This window comes from Pseudomonas syringae group sp. J309-1 (genome assembly GCF_032582135.1).
Classification (GTDB): Bacteria; Pseudomonadota; Gammaproteobacteria; order Pseudomonadales; family Pseudomonadaceae; genus Aquipseudomonas; species Aquipseudomonas quasicaspiana.
In genome coordinates this window covers 19,808-38,169 of record NZ_JAWHNU010000025.1, presented here as the reverse complement: position 1 = coordinate 38,169, position 18,362 = coordinate 19,808, and the positions used below count along the sequence as shown (strand labels likewise).

Sequence of the window (18,362 nt, the reverse complement as noted above, 5' to 3'; positions counted from 1 at the left end):
AACCTTGCGCCGACTGACGCCATTTGCATCGCTGGCTTCGGCTGATGGATCGAACTTGCTCATGATAAAAACCTGAGGTGAAAGAACAGAGATCCATGCTATTCGTTGCTTCCTCTGCAGAGAATTACCATCCAACTCAATTCACCATTTCAATTCCTGCAATACTGATAGCATTCGAGGCAGTCACCTCACGCTGCGAGTGGAACATGGATCGAATTCAGGAAATGACGATTTTCGCCGCACTGGCCGAGCAAACCAGCTTCGCCGGCGTTGCCCGGCACTTTGGTTTATCCACCGCGACAGTCACTCGGGCCGTGGCCAGCCTAGAGACCCGGCTGGGGATTCTGCTGGTGGTGCGTAACACTCGAAACATGCGGCTTACTGAAGCCGGAGAGCGCTTCGCCATCGATTGCCGCCGCTTGCTCGCCGATCTTGATGAGGCTGAAAACGCTGCGGCTGGTATGCATACAAGGCCCGGCGGGCTACTGACGGTGACAGCGCCTCAGATGTTCGGCGCGCTGCACGTCACACCGCTACTGACCCGCTTTCTCAGCCAATACCCGGCTGTGGAGATACGCGCGATTCTGGTTGATCGGGTTGTGTCCATGCTGGAAGAAGGCATAGATGTCGCGGTGCGCATCGGTGCCCTGCCCGACTCAACGCTGACGGCAATCCCGGTCGGCAGCGTGCGTCGTATGGTCTGCGCCTCCCCTGCCTACCTGGCCAAACACGGCACCCCGCAGCACCCGGACGATTTACGCCAGCATTCGACCATCTCGACATCCGCCTCAGAACGCCCACCGCAATGGGCCTTCCGGGTCGACGGCCGCGACTACAATGTGGACGTCGCGTCGCGGCTCAGCCTGACCTCGTTCCAGGCTGCAATCGGTGCATCCCTACAGAATTGGGGGCTGACCCAGGTGCCGTATTACCAGATACGCGAGTACCTGCGCGACGGGAAACTCAAATGCGTGCTGGAAGGGTTCGAGATCGAGCCAGAACCGGTTCATGTGGTTTATCTGGAAGGCCGCAGAGGCTCTTCGAAGGTGCGTTCGTTCGTGGATTTTTGCGTTGAAGGGTTGAGGAAGGATCTGCGGTTTTACGCGAAGAGTAGATAAGCAGCGCTGCCGCGTAACGATCGCTATAACCGTGGGAGCGAATTCATTCGCGAAGGGGCCAGTACAGACAATACATATTCAGCGTATGGCAATCAGTCTTCCCGAATGAATTCGGTCCCACAGATGGAACGAGCTTTTCCTGTTTGCGAGGCTTGCCCGCGATTCAGCCAACCCGGTAGATCAGGCACACCGCGTTATCGACCTTCGCGGGCAAGTCGGATCGTCGCCCACTCGCGCCAGCAAATTACGCGTTTGCTACGAGACAGCGCTGCGCCGAAACGGGCTCCCCCTCACAAGAGAATCTTCTACTCATTAAATTATGTTTTTAGCGAACAAGCGGTTTTCATGAGTTTCATTTTGAAAGGTGAAAGACGTCGTCCCCAAATATTCATAACCCTGCCGAGGATAAAAACCCAGCGCTCGCTCATTGCCAATCCAGACCGTGGCCCAAAGCGGTGACGCACCTCCAAGCCGCGCATATTCTTCGGCGCTTTGGAGCAATGTGTAGCCCACGCCTCGTCCGGTAAACCTTTCCTGTACGTACAGACGTTTCAACTCCGCAGCACTCGAATCGCCAATCAGTTCATGATCAGTTCGCAAGGCAACCTGTGCGAAGCCGACAAGATGACGATCAACCTCCGCCACAACGATCAAAGTATCAGGCTGGGAAATGATCTTTGAAATCGTATCCGGCAAGAAGGCATCAAGCGCTTCCTGAGCAATTGCGTCCCGGATTCCTTCGGTGGCATACGTATCGAGAAAAACCTGCATGCCGAGCACACCGATAGACAAAGCGTCGTGCGGGGTGGCGGGACGGGTGGTGACTTGAGTGGCATGTGTATTGGTCATTTAGATGCTGTGCATAGATCCAAAGCGCTGAATTACGATCGACACGGATACGTCGGGTGCGTTGCATTTTTTCCTGGACAGATGACGGTTTCAACTCAAATGCGCAAGTGCCCCCTACATCTTTAAATAAATTGGTCGGCTTCGTGGCACAAGCTCTGACGGCGAGAATAACCAATTGTAGGAGCTGCCGAAGGCTGCGAAAGCAGTGTGTCAGTTTTTACCGATTCGCAGCCTTCGGCAGCTCCTACAGAGAGCGTGCGGATATCTTAAACACCCAAAAAACCAACATGTAATACATATCTAAAGCCATACACAAAACACCCGATGCTAGCGTGCTTTCTCATTCACGCTAAGCAGGATTCACCGATGTACGCTATCGATTACAACAGTTACAGAGCCACCAAAAGCTTCAACCACCGCACCCGCTTTCTGGTGATGCACTACACGGCCTGTAACTTCCAACAATCAGTCGCCGCACTGACCGGTCCCTCGGTCAGCTCGCACTATCTCGTCCCCGACCCGAGCGATAAAACCTACACCGACGCAGGTTTCACCGACATGCGCATCTTCAACCTCGTCGATGAAAAAGAACGCGCATGGCATGCAGGCGTCAGCGAATGGGCGAGGCGTTACAACTTGAACGACACAGCCATTGGAGTAGAAATCGTTTATGTGGCTACCGAAGACAAAGGCGTTTTCACCTTCCCGCCCTATAACTGCACGCAAATAGAGGCAGTCAAAGAGTTGGCCAGGAACATCCTCCAGCGTTACCCGGACATATCGCCAGTTAACGTCGTCGGCCACAGCGACATCTCCATCGGCCGTAAAAGCGATCCCGGTGCCGCCTTCCCCTGGAAAGAACTTCACGATGCCGGAATCGGCGCGTGGTATGACGAAGCAACCAAACAAAATTATCAAACGCAGTTCAGCAGCGCCCTGCCCGCCAAGGCCGAAATGATCGCGAAACTAGGCCGTTACGGGTACGACCCAACCGCTGCGATGACTGACAGTGGATACAAAAACCTGATCCGGGCATTCCAGCTGCATTTCCGCCCGCAAAAATATGACGGCGTGGTGGATGCTGAAACAGCGGCAGCGCTATATGCGTTGGTGGACAGGTATTTTCCGAAGAAGGTGACGAAGCAGATCTATGTCTGAAGCAATTGGGGGTGAAACAGACTCGCAGACGACGCAGCACGATTCAGGAAACCCTGAAGGCTGATCAAATCCGGATTTTTTGCAGATACCCGCTAGAGCTAGCGAGTTGAAAGATAGGTGGTAACCCCATCAGCCACACCCCGGCACACAATGTTCCCGCTGTGGCTGCTTCCTTCCGGATCTGACCAGGTTCACGGGTAATCGTTGCGGGGGGACCGATGGGGTCACCATAACGACACTCACCTGTCGGCGAGCCGCGCCATTGTACCGGTCTTGAGCGAAGTTACAACCCGTAAGGCCGGATAAAAATTCGATAGGGCTCAAGCACTTGTGTGACGGGGGTTGGGTGGGTTGCAGCGCTCGGGATCGGGGCTTATAGTCGCGCCGTCGCTGCACATCAGCGATCGGGTGTGGAAGCCCGGATTGGTTATAGGAACGCAAAGCTCATACCAGCAATCGGAGACAGTAATGTCTGCGACTGTTGTGTTATGGCGGCTGTGCGCTGGGGCACTTTCGGGTGCGCCGGGTTCCTATGACCGGTCTTCCACACCCGCGCACAGCTGCCACCCACTCATGTGGAAGTGAGTATTTGGCGGCTCCCATTCGCATAGGAGCTTCAAACATGTTCAAGATCACTCCCAATCCCCCTGCCCCATCCGTCGGCGGAGGTGCAGCGTGAATCGCTTCATCCCTCTCAAGAGCAACAACACCGACAGCCCGGTGATGCACATCGACAGCCAGGCGCCTCTGGATTTTCTGTTTGCCAGTGCCGACCGGCGTATCCGTATGGCGCGCTATCTGCTGGAGACGCTGGACGGTGCCGATGACTGCGATGTGCGTTGCATCGCCAATGCCGCGCTGATGTTGCTGAGCGATGGCTGTGACGCGTTAACCGTCGTTGAGAAGCAGATATTTAGCCCGCCCTCGCCATGCAATTCTGTCAGACACTGAGCCATACTGCGCACCGCCTACTTTTCTTGTCAGACGGTGCGATTTAGCAGTGATGAATACGCAAGTTGTGAGCTACGAAACCCTCAACGAAACACAGCGCCAGCAGTTAGATGCTCTGGAGATCCTGCCAGAGCAACTGCCGTTTTCCGGGGATATTTATTGTGCGCTGAACACGTTGCTGGTCCGCCCGAGCCCGAATATTCAAGGTGTGGCGCTGTTGGTGGATGATAAGCCAGTAGGATTTTTACTGCTCAAACGTGGGGAGTTTTTACCGCACTGGGCAGTGGAAGGTTCAGCGACGTTGCATGCGCTGCAGATTGATCACCGGGTTCAGGGCAAAGGCCTGGGCAAGGTGTTTTTGCAGGGGTTGCCGCACGTTGCGCGGGCGACGTGGCCGGATATCGGGCAGCTGATGTTGTCGGTGGATGCGGATAATCTGGCGGCGCTGAATTTGTATGTCGGCCAGGGTTGGGTGGATACCGGCAAGGCCTACAAGGGCCGGATCGGGTATGAGCGGCGGTTGGTGTTGGGTTTGTAGATTGAGCGCTCAGGTGAGTCAGATAAGACCGAGGCGCCTGCATCGCTGGCAAGCCATGCTCCCACAGAAAGTCGCATTCCCCCTGTGGGAGCATGGCTTGCCAGCGATAAGGTCGCCTCGGTTTTAGCGAATAGCTGTTAAAGCCCCAACTCTGCCACAACCGCTTCCAGCGCCTTGGCCGGGTCTGCGGCCTGGCTGATCGGGCGGCCGATGACGAGGTAGTCAGAACCTGCGTCCAGCGCCTGACGCGGGGTCAGGATGCGGCGTTGATCGTCCAGAGCGCTGCCGCTTGGACGAATGCCTGGAGTGACCAGTTGCAAAGCAGGATGCGCAGATTTCAGCGCCTGAGCTTCCAGCGCGGAACACACCAGACCGTCCATGCCAGCCTTTTCAGCCAGTGCAGCCAGGCGCAGCACCTGTACTTGCGGGTCGACATCCAGACCGATGCCGGCCAGGTCTTCGCGCTCCATACTGGTCAGCACGGTCACGCCGATCAGCAGCGGCTGCGGGCCGGTGCGCTGGTCGAGCACTTCGCGGCAGGCCGCCATCATGCGCAAGCCGCCGGAGCAATGCACGTTGACCATCCACACGCCCATCTCGGCCGCGGCTTTGACAGCCATGGCGGTGGTGTTGGGGATGTCGTGGAATTTCAGGTCCAGAAATACTTCAAAACCCTTGTCGCGCAAGGTTTCGACGATGTCCGAAGCACAGCTGGTAAACAGCTCTTTGCCGACCTTGACGCGGCACAGCTTGGGGTCCAGCTGGTCAGCCAGTTTCAAAGCGGCGTCACGGGTCGGGAAATCCAGGGCGACGATGACAGGAGTCTGGCAGACGGACATGAGCGGGTTCTCTGGTAGGTCGAAATCGGCGCGCATTGTATCCGAACCTTACCGCAGACGGTAATCGAACCGCTGAACTGAATCGATTCTCCCCAATGAATACGCCCAAAAGCGGACATCACCCTGCACCAACCGCACCAAAGCTGCACCTTCCTGGCGCGCGCAAACAAGAACCGTTCTGCAAACGACGCGTTTGGGACCAATACGACTATGGTTCGACGAGTGGCATGGCGACTGCAACAGGATGTTTCGATGATTCCACAGACTTCAGGGAGCTACGCATGAACACTCAACTCAAGCCCACGCTGGGCACACTCCATTTATGGGGGATCGCTGTAGGGCTGGTGATCTCCGGCGAGTACTTCGGCTGGAGTTATGGCTGGGGCGTCGCCGGGACCTTAGGCTTCCTGGTCACTTCGCTGATGGTTGCACTGATGTACACCTGCTTCATCTTCAGCTTTACCGAGCTGACCACTGCCATCCCGCACGCGGGCGGACCATTTGCCTACAGCCGTCGGGCATTCGGGGAAAAAGGCGGACTGGTTGCAGGTCTGGCCACCTTGATCGAATTCGTGTTTGCGCCACCGGCGATTGCGATGGCCATTGGTGCTTATCTGAACGTGCAGTTTCCGGGGCTTGATCCCAAGCTGGCGGCAGTCGGCGCCTATATCGTGTTCATGACCCTGAATATTCTCGGCGTCAAGCTGGCGGCAACCTTTGAGTTGGTGGTCTGCATCCTGGCCGTGGCTGAGCTGCTGGTGTTCATGGGCGTGGTTGCTCCGGCATTCAGCTTCAGCAATTTCGCCCTTAATGGCTGGGCCGGCTCCGACATCTTTGGGGCTCCGGCCATCGCCGGTATGTTTGCGGCCATTCCGTTCGCGATCTGGTTCTTCCTGGCCATCGAAGGCGCGGCCATGGCGGCTGAAGAAGCCAAAGACCCGAAACGCACCATTCCAAAAGCCTATGTCAGCGGCATTCTGACCCTGGTGTTTCTGGCCATGGGCGTGATGCTGTTCGCGGGCGGCGTGGGCGACTGGCGCACCCTGTCAAACATCAACGACCCACTGCCACAGGCAATGAAAACCGTGGTCGGCGAAAACTCCAGCTGGTTGCACATGCTGGTCTGGATCGGCCTGTTTGGTCTGGTGGCGAGCTTTCACGGCATCATCATGGGTTACTCGCGCCAGTTCTTCGCCCTGGCTCGCGCCGGTTACCTGCCCTCCTCGCTGGCCAAACTGTCGCGCTTCCAGACTCCACACCGCGCCATCATCGCCGGTGGCATCATCGGTATTGCCGCGATCTACAGCGACGGCCTGATCAACCTCGGCGGCATGAGCCTGACGGCGGCGATGATCACCATGGCGGTATTCGGTGCCATCGTGATGTACATCATGAGCATGCTCAGCCTGTTCAAACTGCGTAAAACCGAACCATCGCTGGAGCGCACCTTCCGCGCGCCGGGCTACCCGATCGTGCCGGGCATCGCTTTGGCACTGGCGGTGGTGTGCCTGATTGCGATGGCATGGTTCAACGCGCTGATCGGCCTGATCTTCCTCGGCTTCATGGTGGTGGGCTTCATCTACTTCAGCCTGACGGCGCAATCACGTGCCGACGCGCCAGCCGATGCGATGCTGACCGGGCTTTAAATAGCGGCACATAACCGGGCACGGGACTAGACTTGAACCATTGAGCAGCGCTGCTGCTCAAACGGTTACATAAAAAGGAGAGCCCTATGCCCTGGTATGCCTGGTTAATTCTGCTGGTAGCAATTGGTTCGGTGGTGGGCGGTTTGATGGTCTTGCGCCAGTCTGCGCAAAAGCTGCCACTGACCGACGAGCAGCTCAAACGTGTCCACGAGCGCAACGCCGAGATGGATGCCAAAGAGGCTAAGGATCGCTATCGCTAACGACCAAAGACGGTGCTTCAAGCACCGTCTTTTTATTTAGCGCGCTGCATGATCCCGCTCATCTGCCACCGCCCGGTGGCTGATCATCGGGAGGACGGCAATTCGATACGGTTGGAAAATCTTCAACATCTGCCCGTTGTCCCGCAGCGCTTGCAATAGCTGCTCGAATTGCGCGCCGCTGATGGGCGCCTTGGGGCGCAGCAAAGCGAAATGCTTGTACGTCTGATCAACCCGCTCCGACACCAGCAACTGCGAAGCTTCCGCCCGGTTGCGCGCCATGAAGTCACTCAGATACGAACGCGTCACCAAGGCAATATCAGCGCGATCGCGCATTACCATCAGCAGGTTGCTGTCGTGGGAATAGGTCAGCGTGGTGTTGAAGTGTTCGTTGAGGTATTTCGGGTCGGCGTTGAACTGCGCAAATGCATAGTGATAGCCGCTGAACAGGGCCAGACGTTTGCCATGCAAATCATCGAAATAGCTTTGATCGCGACCTGTAACCTTGCGGCTGACGAAGATTTCAGCGTCTTCGAGTTTCATGTCGACGGCTTCGTGGGGGATGTTTTGCCAATCCCATTCAGGATTTTCAAAAATCGCCATATCGACGCGGCCCTGCTCGAAATCACGAAAACGACGCGGAATTGAAGTCGGTACCAGCACAAACTCATAGTCATGCTGGACTGCGTTCAGGGCGGCCACGAGCTCAGGTAATAAACCGGTGTCCGCGCCTTTTTCCGGCCGGATGGTGTAGGGCGGGAAATGCGCTGCACCAATTTTTACGACTTGCGCAGCACTCACCGGCATAGCCAGCAGCGTTGCCGCGGCCATTAACAAGGCTCGCGACGCTAATCGCACAGACAAAAACTCCAAGACTGCGCACCCCTGAAATTGATCAACCCTAGGTCTTTTTTATTGTTAAGACAATGAGCAAATGGTCCAACACGCTGTTAATTATCGCTAAGTGCCATCATTAAAGCTTCATCGGCTAACTGATCCCAGTATTGCCACTCGCTCAGCAATCTATGCTCGCCCGCGCAACCAGGCAAGCGCTCGGCCAAGAAATAAATACCGTCCCGAAAGCACTGCGTATTAGCCGCTAGCGAAAGGTCATCGCACGGATTGGCGGATCGGTTGTCGATCTATGAGTTATGTCAGCCAGGCTCAACGACTAATGGCTAATGTTGCTGGAAGTCACGTCGATAGACGTATGCAGTTGAATGTGGCTACGCTTGGTCTGAAATGGATCAACGACTTTGGACAGGAGCTTCAGATGCCGCACTGGTTGGTGATTGATCTGGAAGCCACGACCGAAGAAGGCGGCTGGCCGGTAGCAGAAATGGAGATCATCGAAATCGGGGCGACGCTGGTCAATCAGGACGGGCGCGAACTGGATCATTTCGAGCGTTTTGTGCGCCCGGTGCGTCGGCCCTTGCTGACGAACTTCTGCAGGGAGCTGACCCACATCAGCCAAAGCAACATCGACAGCGCCGCGCCGCTGACCACTGTATGGCCCGCGTTCGAGCGCTGGATCAGCCACCATCAGGCGCGAGTCGTGGGCTGGGCGAGTTGGGGTGACTATGATCGCCAGCAACTGGAGCAGGAATGGCGGCAGCACAACCTGACGAGTTTTCTGAGCACCGTGCCCCACGTGAACCTCAAGCAACGCTTCGCCAAGGAGCGCCAGTTGCAGCGGCCCATGGGACTGAACGGTGCCCTGCAACTGGCGGGCATGCAATTCAACGGTCAGCAACACCGGGCCCTGGTTGACGCCCGGAACACCGCTCGGCTGTTGCCCCTGATTCTTCCTAACTGATTGGCACTCGCGTTCTAAAGCGGGTGACGGTTTGAGCAGGCTTGGGCATACTGGCCGCCCAAATTTCCAGCCCTTATCGAGGAATCGCCATGTTCAAAGTCAACGAGTACTTCGACGGCACCGTTAAATCCATCGCCTTCGCTCAAGCTGAAGGGCAAGCCACGATTGGTGTGATGGCCGCGGGAGGATACGAGTTCGGTACTGCACAGCGGGAAATCATGCACGTCATTTCCGGCAGCCTGAGCGTCAAACTGCCAGACAGCACCGATTGGGAAACCTTCGAAACCGGCAGCCAGTTCAACGTCCCGGCCAATAGCAAGTTCCAGCTGAAAGTGGCTGTTGATACCGCTTATCTTTGTGAGTATCGCTGAGACATATCGACTTTTTGTATCCCCTATCGCGGGCAAGCCCAGCTCCCACATGAGATTACATCCCCTTGTGGGAGCAGGGCTTGCCCGCGATAAGGTCGACTCGGTTTAAATCCCGGCACGACTCAAACCACCTCATCCCCCCGCGCATTGAACTGCAATGCCGCGAGTCTCGCATACAGCGGATTGCTGACAATCAATTGCTGATGCGTCCCGACGGCGACCAGTTTCCCTTGATCGATAACGGCAATCCGGTCGGCGTTTTGCACCGTGGCCAGTCGATGGGCGATGACCAATGTAGTACGGCCTTTCATCAAGCCCGGTAACGCTTCCTGAATCAGGTGTTCACTCTGGGCATCCAGCGCACTGGTTGCTTCGTCCAGCAACAGAATCGGTGCATCCACTAACAACGCCCGGGCAATGGCCAGGCGTTGACGCTGCCCACCGGACAAGCCGAGCCCGCCATCTCCCAGATGCGTCTGATATCCGTTGGCCATTTGCAGGATGAACTCATGGGCGTGGGCAATGCGCGCAGCCGCTTCAACCTGTTCAGTGCTGGCGCTGGCATTGCCGTAGCGAATGTTGTCTTCAACACTGCCGAAAAACAGCGCGGGCGTCTGCGAGACCAGCGCAAAGTGACGACGCAAATCCTGCGGATCCAGCTGCGCAATCGGCAAGCCTTCGATGAGAATTTGCCCCGCCTGCGGATCGTAGAAACGCAGCAGCAAATCAAACAGTGTCGATTTACCCGCACCGGAGGGACCGACCAGCGCCAGGGTTTCCCCCGGTTCAATGGTCAGGGTCAGGTTATCCACCGCCTTGTGTTCGGGACGTGACGGATAGCTGAAGCTCACGGACTCCAATGCCAGACGACCGCTGATCCGCTCCGGCAATTGCAATAGACCGCTGGCCGGTGGCGTGATTTCGCTTTTGGCCCGCAGCAGTTCCGAAATACGTTCGGCCGCACCCGCCGCCCGTTGCAGTTCACCAATCACTTCGCTCAGGGTGCCGAAGGCGCTCCCTACGATCAGCGCGTAAAACACGAACGCAGCCAGTTCACCGCTGGAGATCGTACCCTCGATGACATCCATGCCACCGACCCACAGCATGACCGCCACCGCACCCAATACCAGCACGATCACCAGTGTGATCAGCCATGAGCGTTGCAGAATGCGCTTGCGAGCGGTCTGGAACGCATCTTCGGCCGTCTTCGCGAAGCGCGCCTTGTCCTGCTGCTGATGGTTGTAGGCCTGAACCGTCTTGATCTGCCCCAACGCTTCGGACACGTAACTGCCGACATCTGCGACACGATCCTGACTTTCCCGGGACAGGCTGCGCACGCGACGGCCAAAGATCAGGATCGGCGCCACCACCAGCGGCAGCGCTACAACGACAATGCTGGTGAGTTTCGGGTTGGTGATGAACAACAGAATAATCCCGCCAATTACCATCAAGGCATTGCGCAGGAACATCGACAGCGACGAACCGATTACCGATTGCAGCAACGTGGTATCGGCCGTCAGCCGCGACTGTATCTCGGAGCTTCGATTATTTTCGTAGAAGCCCGGATGCAGATTGATCAGGTGATCGAAGACCTTCTTGCGCAAGTCCGCCACCACTCGCTCGCCAATCCACGACACCAGATAAAAACGCACGAAGGTGCCAGCCGCCAGGCCCATGACCAGCAGCATGAACACACCGATGGATTGATTGAGCAGGTGCGGTGAGCGGGTGACGAAACCCTGGTCCACCAGCATTTTGATCCCCTGCCCGATCGACAGGGTAATCCCGGCTGTAACGATGAGCGCGATCAGCGCGCCAACCGTTTGCCAGCGATAAGGAGCCATGAACTGCGCCGCCAGACGAATGGCCTGGCGCTGACGACTGGAAAGCAATGAAGCCATGAAAGCTGGACCCGCATAAAAGGCTGAAGCCAGAGCCTACACCGGTCCGACGGGCATTTCTCTGCTATTACCACCCGGCAGGTATTGATGAACTATGGCGATTGGCCTTAGTCGCATGGTTATGACCGTCATGACCTTGCGCTAGACAGGATTGATCTAAGCGAACGCTGGCGGTTATGTGCAGTTTCTGGTGGACTTGACGCGCGTTTGATGTGCCAAGGGATGTCACGGCAGAGTCATTGAACGCGGTTAGTCTAAGCACAACACCTGATGAAGGAGACAGGCCATGAGCTTGCAAGCAGACAGCAATGAAGTGCCAGTCGTACGAGCCAACCCGCAGCTGCCCGTAGGCGGCGCAATCCTGGACAAGGACGGGCGCGAAGTCGTGATCACTGAGGAGATGGTTCAGGCCGCTTGTCAGGAATGCGACAAAAACTGGGTTACACCTGAAAAATAAGATTGATAAGCAGATTCCCTTGAAACCCGGCCTGAGTGCCGGGTTTTTTTATGCACGCCAAGAAAATTCCCGCAATGAACGTCGGCTTTATCCCATTGCGAGGACGCTGAGCTTGCGATTACGTCCCTGGTCTTCAACAGTCAAAATGACTCAATTCAAGGAAGACCAGCATGTCCGCAACACACTACACCTATACCCCAAAGGAACTGGAAGAGGTTTACACCGGGCTGGAGAAAACCCTGTTCGCGGTCAGAAGGGACATTGGCGATGACGGCAATCCTGCACCAAAGATCCTCGTGGTCGCCGGGGTGCAAGGTTCCGGCAAGACCTACATGCTGAACAATACCCTGCTCAAAGGTGGCCACTACGGCAACTACGTGCAGCTGTATCAGGAGAGCTTTCGTGAGCTACACCCTCGTTACGAGGAATTCGCCGGGCAGGATGTGATCAGCCGCTACAAGCACACTGAAGGCTTTATCTGGGAACTGTGCAGTCGCATCTTCAAGCATGCCCATGAAAACAGGTTCAACATCATCATGGAGACGGCACTCGACTCCAAGGCGTTCGCCAGTGTCATTTCGGGTCCGGAGCTTTCGACTTATCAGTTCGATGTGCACCTGATCGGTTGCAAGAAGGATTTCGTTCACTTGTCGACGATCCATCGCACACTGGGCGCATTGGAGAACGGGACGCTTGAGCGGTTCGTCGACATCGCTACCATCGAGACCAGTATCGAAAACGCCGAGGTGATCCTTAACGCGTTCGAAACTGCCTGCATGCGAGTCAGCGGTTCGACCATCACTATGTACGAAAGGGGTTTTGGCGTGCTAAAAAACCGCCGAAAACTTTGCAGCAGCCGTTGTGAGCGCATCGACACGCTGACGCCTTACGCATTCACCGACGAAGACGGCACGACCAGAACTGTGAAGGAGCAGACTCATCGTATCGAACGCAGCGAACAGTTGCCTCTGCCCTGCAGCTTCGCCAGTTTCATTGCATTGGTTGAAGCCCCGGTTAGTGGCGCGCTGGAACGAACACAGGCCTGGCAGGAAGCCTATAGCGCTCTGTCACGCATGCGTCCGTTCTGGAAGCAGATCCCGACGCGTCTTGCCGAAACACTGTGGGTCTACATCAAGAAGTACACCGAGTGATTCAGTCGTCGACAAGCACCGCGCCCAATGCCCGAACGACCCTGCTCAAAGGCTCTGACGGACCGTGAATTCTGACCCGTAGGCCTTCGATTTCCCGGCGCGGCGGATAGTTTTTACGCAGGGCATCGAAGGCCAGCCGCTGTTGGGTCGAGTCACCCACCAGGCTACGTCGGAAGTCGGCATCATCACGGCGCGGGTCGTAGACGCCACGGCACAGCGTGTTCATGGCCCAGACCGGGTGGGTATGGCCATCCAGAGTGACTTCTGCCAGCCAGGGCTTGGGCAGCAGATCGGAAAGACTGATCTGTACTTCCTGTCCAAGGAACCCACACAAAGCCTGATAAATCTGCGCAGTGCCCCGCTGCCGCCCATCAAGGCTGTAACCCGCAATATGCGGTGTGCCGATCACGCACAGGTCGGCGAGGTCGGTATTCACGCTGGGCTCGCCTTCCCAGACGTCGAGCACGGCTTGCAGGTCTTCGCGCGCCAGCAGCGTGTCATGCAAGGCGGCGTTATCGACCACAGCGCCACGGCTGGCATTGATCAGCCAACTGCCGTGCTTGAGTTGCTGCAACCTCGTTTGATCGAGCAAATGCCAGGTAGGATTCGCGCCCCCCTTGTCCAGCGGGGTGTGCAGGCTGATCACATCACAGCGCTGGAGGATTTCCTCAAGGCTGACGAAGTCGCCGCCTTCAACGGCTTGCCGAGGCGGATCGCAGACCAGCACATTCCAGCCCAGCGCCTTCAGCACGTTGATTAACCGACCGCCCACCTGCCCCGCGCCGACTACGCCATAAGTACGCTGCGTCAGATCCACGCCCTCGATTTCCGCGAGGGTCAGCAAACTGCCCAGGACATAATCCACTACACCACGGGCATTACAGCCCGGCGCACTGGACCACTGAATACCCGCCTCCTGAAAATAATCCAGGTCCAGATGATCAGTGCCGATGGTGCAAGTGCCGACAAAGCGTACCGGGCTGCCTTCGAGCAATTCGCGGGTGACCGGCGTTACCGAGCGCACCAACAGAATGTCCGCATCTGCTACGGCAGCCCGGTCAATGGAACGGCCGGGCAAGCGCTGAATCTCGCCGAAACCGGCAAAGAACGCGTCGAGCAACGGAATATTTTCGTCAGCAACAATTCGCATGGTGTACTCCCTGGAGGCGGCGGCAGTTTAGGCATTGATCGGGAGGGATAGGAAGGTCAACGAGCAAGTTGATGTGGAATGCAGTCGTTGTGGGAGCAGAGCTTGCTCGCGATAAGGCCGGATGCGATTCAAATCAAACCGCATCCAGCCTTATCGCGAGCAAGCTCTGCTCCCACAAAAGTCCTGTGCCAGATGCTAATCCTTCGGAATCAATCCAGCTTCTTGCGAATCCAGTACAGAAACGTCCCGTCTGCAGCCTCTTGATCGACCAGATCATGGCCCAGGAAAACACAGAACTTGGGAATGTCACGGCGTGTGGACGGGTCAGTGGCGATGACCTTGAGCAGGCCGCCAGCAGGCAGGTCGCGGACTTTCTGATGCAGCATCATCACCGGCTCAGGGCAATTGAGGCCGGTGGCATCGAGAATGGCGTCGACGGGCTGGCTTTGGATGGGTTCAGACATAAGCACTCCAGAAACTGGCGGGCATTATCCCGCGTATGCGGGCATGTCGCTAGCTGCCAAACGCATCCTTGAGGAAGCCCGGTGCGATGTAGCGTTCGTAGTGAGCTTCGGACAGCAGGAAAAATTCCCGATCAATGGCATCGCGCAAGTCAGGCAAGGCCCAGTCGCGGAACTCCGGCATCAGCACCATGCCGTAGGCTTCAATATTGGTGATGACCCGCGCGCCCCGCGCAATCAGTTGATAAGCCCAGCAATATTCCGACTGAGCAGGCACGAAGCGGATTTTTCGCAGTTCCAGTTGCGCACGCAGTTTGCCCGCGTCGAATACTTCCAGCTTGGCAGTCATCACCTGAACCAGCAGTTGTTCGAGCCTTAGCCAAACCGCCCTCTTCTGCTCTTCGTCGTAACCGTTCCAGTGGATCACTTCATGGTGGAAACGCTTGCAGCCACGGCACACCAGGTCCCCGTAAACAGTGGAACAAAGGCCGACGCAGGGCGTTTTAATGATTTGATTGGGCATGGCAGGCAGGGCAACGACAGGCGAGAACGAGCTCGCATATTAGCCCTTTGTCTAACAACGATCACCCCCGAACGTGTAGGGCTAACTTACCTTTATGGAAGATTTGCCGTAGAATCAGCGAGCCTTTTAAGGCGCCAATGTCCGTTGGAAGCTGTTTTCAAAGCGTCACGAGCACAGTCAAAGTAACCCAGCAGTCCGGTGTTGACGCAGGATTCAAGCCCTCGTCAACACTCATCAGCCGTCCTGCAGGCGTAAAACTTTGAAAACAGCTTCTGTAAGGAATTGCCGAAAACCCTGGCCAAGGAACTCGAAAAGTTTCGTCGTGCAGGTTTTTCGGGCAATTCCTGGATGAGCGTCCCGGACACCCATTTGGGACCACTGATGAGGGTAATACTGTGCTTGAAGCCTACCGTAAACACATCGAAGAGCGTGCCGCCCAGGGTATCGTGCCCCAGCCGCTTAACGCCGAACAAACTGCCGGCTTGATCGAACTGCTGAAGAATCCCCCGGCCGGCGAAGAAGATTTTCTCGTTGACCTGATCACCAATCGCATTCCACCTGGCGTTGACGAAGCTGCCTACGTCAAAGCCGGTTTCCTGTCTGCCCTGGCCAAGGGCGAAGCCACTTCTCCCCTGATCGACAAGAAGCGCGCCGTTGAACTGCTGGGCACCATGCAGGGCGGTTACAACATCGTCACCATGGTTGACCTGCTGGATGACGCAACGCTGGCCCCGGTCGCCGCCGAACAACTGAAGCACACGCTGCTGATGTTCGATGCGTTCCACGACGTGGCAGAAAAAGCCAAGAGCGGCAACGCCCACGCCAAGGCTGTCATGCAGTCTTGGGCTGACGGCGAATGGTTCAAGAAGCGCCCTACCCTGGCCGACAAGATCAGCCTTCGCGTCTTCAAGGTGACTGGCGAAACCAACACCGACGACCTCTCTCCTGCGCCAGACGCATGGTCGCGTCCTGACATCCCCCTGCACGCCCTGGCCATGCTGAAAATGGCCCGTGAAGGGATCGTTCCGGACGTACAAGGCTCCATCGGTCCGATGAAACAGATCGAAGAAATGCGCGGCCAGGGCTTCCCGATTGCCTACGTAGGCGACGTGGTCGGTACCGGTTCTTCGCGTAAATCCGCCACCAACTCGGTGCTGTGGTTCTTCGGCGACGACGTTCCTTACGTGCCGAACAAGCGCGCTGGCGGTTTCTGCTTCGGCAGCAAAATCGCTCCGATCTTCTACAACACCATGGAAGATGCCGGCGCACTGCCAATCGAATTCGACGTCAGCAACATGAACATGGGCGACGTGATCGACCTGTATCCGCATGCTGGCAAAGTCTGCAAACACGGCACTGACGAAGTCCTGACCACCTTCGAAATGAAGACACCGGTTCTGTTGGACGAAGTCCGTGCTGGCGGCCGTATCCCGTTGATCATCGGCCGTGGCTTGACCGACAAGGCTCGTGCCGAGCTGGGCCTGGGCCCTACCGATCTGTTCAAACTGCCGGAAGCACCGGTCGACACTGGCAAGGGCTACACCCTGGCACAGAAGATGGTTGGCAAGGCGTGCGGCCTGCCGGAAGGCCAGGGCGTTCGTCCAGGCACCTACTGCGAACCGAAGATGACCACCGTCGGTTCCCAGGACACCACTGGCCCGATGACCCGTGACGAGCTGAAAGACCTGGCGTGCCTGGGCTTCTCCGCTGATCTGGTCATGCAGTCCTTCTGCCACACCGCTGCTTATCCAAAGCCGATCGACGTCACCACGCACCACACGCTGCCTGACTTCATCATGACCCGTGGCGGCGTATCCCTGCGTCCGGGCGACGGCATCATCCACAGCTGGCTGAACCGCATGCTGCTGCCGGACACCGTTGGTACCGGTGGTGACTCCCACACCCGTTTCCCGATGGGCATTTCGTTCCCGGCCGGTTCTGGTCTGGTTGCGTTTGCTGCGGCCACCGGCGTTATGCCACTGGACATGCCGGAATCGATTCTGGTGCGTTTCAAAGGCAAGATGAAGCCTGGCATCACCCTGCGTGACCTGGTTCACGCCATTCCTTACTTCGCCATTCAGTCGGGCTTGCTGACTGTTGAGAAGAAAGGCAAGAAAAACGCATTCTCTGGTCGCATTCTGGAGATCGAAGGCCTTGATGACCTGAGCATCGAACAGGCATTTGAACTGTCCGACGCCTCGGCCGAGCGCTCTGCTGCCGGTTGCACCATCAAGCTGTCGAAAGAGTCGATCACCGAGTACCTGAACTCCAACATCACCCTGCTGCGCTGGATGATCGGCGAAGGTTACGGCGATGTTCGTACTCTGGAACGTCGCGCTCAAGCGATGGAAGCCTGGGTTGCCAACCCTGAGTTGATGGTTGCCGATGCTGACGCGGAATACGCTGAAATCATCGAAATCGACCTGAACGACGTCAACGAGCCAGTGCTCTGCGCACCGAACGATCCGGACGACGCCCGTCTGCTGTCCAGCGTTGCTGGCGAGAAGATCGACGAAGTGTTCATCGGTTCGTGCATGACCAACATCGGCCACTTCCGCGCTGCGGGCAAGTTGCTGGACAAGGTCAAAGGCCAGTTGCCAACGCGTCTGTGGCTCTCGCCGCCAACCAAGATGGATGCTCACCAGCTGACGGAAGAAGGCTACTACGGCATCTACGGCAAAGCTGGCGCGCGCATGGAAATGCCGGGCTGCTCGCTGTGCATGGGTAACCAGGCACGTGTAGAGCCGAACTCGACGGTTGTGTCGACTTCGACCCGTAACTTCCCGAACCGTCTGGGCGACGGCGCGAATGTCTACCTGGCCTCGGCCGAACTGGCATCCGTTGCTTCGATCCTGGGTCGCCTGCCGACCGTCGAGGAGTACATGGAATACGCGAAACAGATCGACACCATGGCAGCGGACGTATACCGCTACCTGAGCTTCGATCAGATCGCCGAGTTCCGCGACATCGCAGCGAGCGCCAACATTCCGGTTGTTCAAGCGTAAAAGCGAAACACAGCGTTAAAAGAACCCCGTCCTTGTGACGGGGTTTTTTATTGGGCTGGCTTTTATCTGTTGGAGCAGGGCTTGGTCTGAGCGGCATTCCGACGATAAACGATAGCGCGGTGTGACTGGTATCTACTTCTCATGTATCGCGGGCAAGCCCGGCTCCCACAG

At 57.0% G+C, this 18,362-nt stretch carries 18 protein-coding genes and 1 other RNA gene; 11 read left to right on the top strand and 8 right to left on the bottom strand.

Annotation, left to right across the window (positions count from 1 at the left end; all coding sequences use genetic code 11):
- The first annotated feature begins 206 nt into the window (after positions 1-206).
- Positions 207-1,118, top strand: coding sequence for a LysR family transcriptional regulator (locus RX972_RS15110; RefSeq protein WP_316876580.1), 912 nt, complete (start codon positions 207-209; stop codon positions 1,116-1,118).
- 312 nt (positions 1,119-1,430) lie between these two features.
- On the opposite strand, the gene RX972_RS15105 is transcribed toward RX972_RS15110, so the two are convergent.
- Positions 1,431-1,967 (bottom strand): GNAT family N-acetyltransferase, encoded by a 537-nt coding sequence (locus tag RX972_RS15105; protein WP_316876579.1) that lies wholly within the window; start codon positions 1,965-1,967, stop codon positions 1,431-1,433.
- A gap of 366 nt (positions 1,968-2,333) precedes the next feature.
- Here RX972_RS15105 and RX972_RS15100 point away from each other — a divergent pair, with 366 nt between their 5' ends.
- Positions 2,334-3,125 carry an N-acetylmuramoyl-L-alanine amidase gene (locus RX972_RS15100; RefSeq protein ID WP_316876578.1) on the top strand — a complete coding sequence of 264 codons (792 nt, stop codon included), beginning with the start codon at positions 2,334-2,336 and terminating at the stop codon, positions 3,123-3,125.
- Between the two features lie 124 nt (positions 3,126-3,249).
- Here RX972_RS15100 and ffs read toward each other — a convergent pair.
- An RNA gene (gene ffs, locus RX972_RS15095) (signal recognition particle sRNA small type) lies at positions 3,250-3,346 on the bottom strand.
- Between the two features lie 454 nt (positions 3,347-3,800).
- Here ffs and RX972_RS15090 point away from each other — a divergent pair.
- Together RX972_RS15090 and RX972_RS15085 are read left to right on the top strand one after the other, a co-directional pair.
- Positions 3,801-4,076 (top strand): hypothetical protein, encoded by a 276-nt coding sequence (locus tag RX972_RS15090; protein ID WP_231677666.1) that lies wholly within the window; start codon positions 3,801-3,803, stop codon positions 4,074-4,076.
- Between the two features lie 52 nt (positions 4,077-4,128).
- Positions 4,129-4,614, top strand: a complete 486-nt coding sequence (locus RX972_RS15085; protein WP_316876577.1) for a GNAT family N-acetyltransferase — start codon at positions 4,129-4,131, stop codon at positions 4,612-4,614.
- 137 nt (positions 4,615-4,751) lie between these two features.
- Here the strand turns inward: RX972_RS15085 and pyrF are convergent, their stop codons facing one another.
- Positions 4,752-5,453 carry an orotidine-5'-phosphate decarboxylase gene (gene pyrF, locus RX972_RS15080; RefSeq protein ID WP_164705987.1) on the bottom strand — a complete coding sequence of 234 codons (702 nt, stop codon included), beginning with the start codon at positions 5,451-5,453 and terminating at the stop codon, positions 4,752-4,754.
- Positions 5,454-5,734: 281 nt separating this feature from the next.
- Here pyrF and eat point away from each other — a divergent pair, with 281 nt between their 5' ends.
- Together eat and RX972_RS15070 are read left to right on the top strand one after the other, a co-directional pair.
- On the top strand, positions 5,735-7,099 hold the full coding sequence (eat, locus tag RX972_RS15075; RefSeq protein ID WP_316876576.1) for an ethanolamine permease: 1,365 nt from the start codon (positions 5,735-5,737) through the stop codon (positions 7,097-7,099).
- An 86-nt stretch (positions 7,100-7,185) separates the two neighbouring features.
- Entirely contained in the window at positions 7,186-7,359 is a 174-nt protein-coding gene (locus RX972_RS15070) for a DUF2897 family protein (protein ID WP_316876574.1), read from the top strand.
- A gap of 36 nt (positions 7,360-7,395) precedes the next feature.
- Here RX972_RS15070 and RX972_RS15065 read toward each other — a convergent pair whose 3' ends face one another.
- Positions 7,396-8,187 carry a substrate-binding periplasmic protein gene (locus RX972_RS15065; protein WP_049826917.1) on the bottom strand — a complete coding sequence of 264 codons (792 nt, stop codon included), beginning with the start codon at positions 8,185-8,187 and terminating at the stop codon, positions 7,396-7,398.
- Positions 8,188-8,629: 442 nt separating this feature from the next.
- On the opposite strand from RX972_RS15065, the gene RX972_RS15060 reads away from it, so the two are divergent.
- A complete protein-coding gene (locus RX972_RS15060) occupies positions 8,630-9,172 on the top strand; it encodes an exonuclease domain-containing protein (protein ID WP_095093612.1) in 543 nt (180 codons plus the stop codon).
- 89 nt (positions 9,173-9,261) lie between these two features.
- Positions 9,262-9,543: a pyrimidine/purine nucleoside phosphorylase gene (locus RX972_RS15055; protein WP_316876568.1), complete on the top strand. Its 282-nt coding sequence runs from the start codon at positions 9,262-9,264 to the stop codon at positions 9,541-9,543.
- Positions 9,544-9,665: 122 nt separating this feature from the next.
- Here the strand turns inward: RX972_RS15055 and RX972_RS15050 are convergent, their stop codons facing one another.
- Positions 9,666-11,444 carry an ABC transporter transmembrane domain-containing protein gene (locus RX972_RS15050; protein WP_099269689.1) on the bottom strand — a complete coding sequence of 593 codons (1,779 nt, stop codon included), beginning with the start codon at positions 11,442-11,444 and terminating at the stop codon, positions 9,666-9,668.
- Between the two features lie 286 nt (positions 11,445-11,730).
- Between RX972_RS15050 and RX972_RS15045 the strand changes: the two genes are divergently transcribed.
- Both RX972_RS15045 and RX972_RS15040 read left to right on the top strand, forming a co-directional pair.
- A complete protein-coding gene (locus RX972_RS15045; protein WP_316876564.1) occupies positions 11,731-11,901 on the top strand; it encodes a PA1571 family protein in 171 nt (56 codons plus the stop codon).
- 170 nt (positions 11,902-12,071) lie between these two features.
- Positions 12,072-13,052, top strand: a complete 981-nt coding sequence (locus RX972_RS15040) for a zeta toxin family protein (protein ID WP_316876562.1) — start codon at positions 12,072-12,074, stop codon at positions 13,050-13,052.
- A gap of 1 nt (position 13,053) precedes the next feature.
- Here RX972_RS15040 and pdxB read toward each other — a convergent pair whose 3' ends face one another.
- From pdxB to RX972_RS15025, 3 genes are all read right to left on the bottom strand, one after another.
- The gene (gene pdxB, locus RX972_RS15035; protein WP_316876560.1) at positions 13,054-14,202 is read right to left on the bottom strand and encodes a 4-phosphoerythronate dehydrogenase PdxB; all 1,149 of its coding nucleotides are present in this window, start codon (positions 14,200-14,202) and stop codon (positions 13,054-13,056) included.
- A gap of 209 nt (positions 14,203-14,411) precedes the next feature.
- Complete coding sequence (gene tusA / locus RX972_RS15030; protein WP_027898617.1) at positions 14,412-14,666, bottom strand: sulfurtransferase TusA; 255 nt, start codon at positions 14,664-14,666, stop codon at positions 14,412-14,414.
- A 49-nt stretch (positions 14,667-14,715) separates the two neighbouring features.
- On the bottom strand, positions 14,716-15,186 hold the full coding sequence (locus RX972_RS15025) for a DUF1289 domain-containing protein (RefSeq protein WP_027898616.1): 471 nt from the start codon (positions 15,184-15,186) through the stop codon (positions 14,716-14,718).
- Between the two features lie 395 nt (positions 15,187-15,581).
- On the opposite strand from RX972_RS15025, the gene acnB reads away from it, so the two are divergent.
- Positions 15,582-18,191, top strand: coding sequence for a bifunctional aconitate hydratase 2/2-methylisocitrate dehydratase (acnB, locus tag RX972_RS15020; RefSeq protein ID WP_316876555.1), 2,610 nt, complete (start codon positions 15,582-15,584; stop codon positions 18,189-18,191).
- Positions 18,192-18,362: the final 171 nt, after the last annotated feature.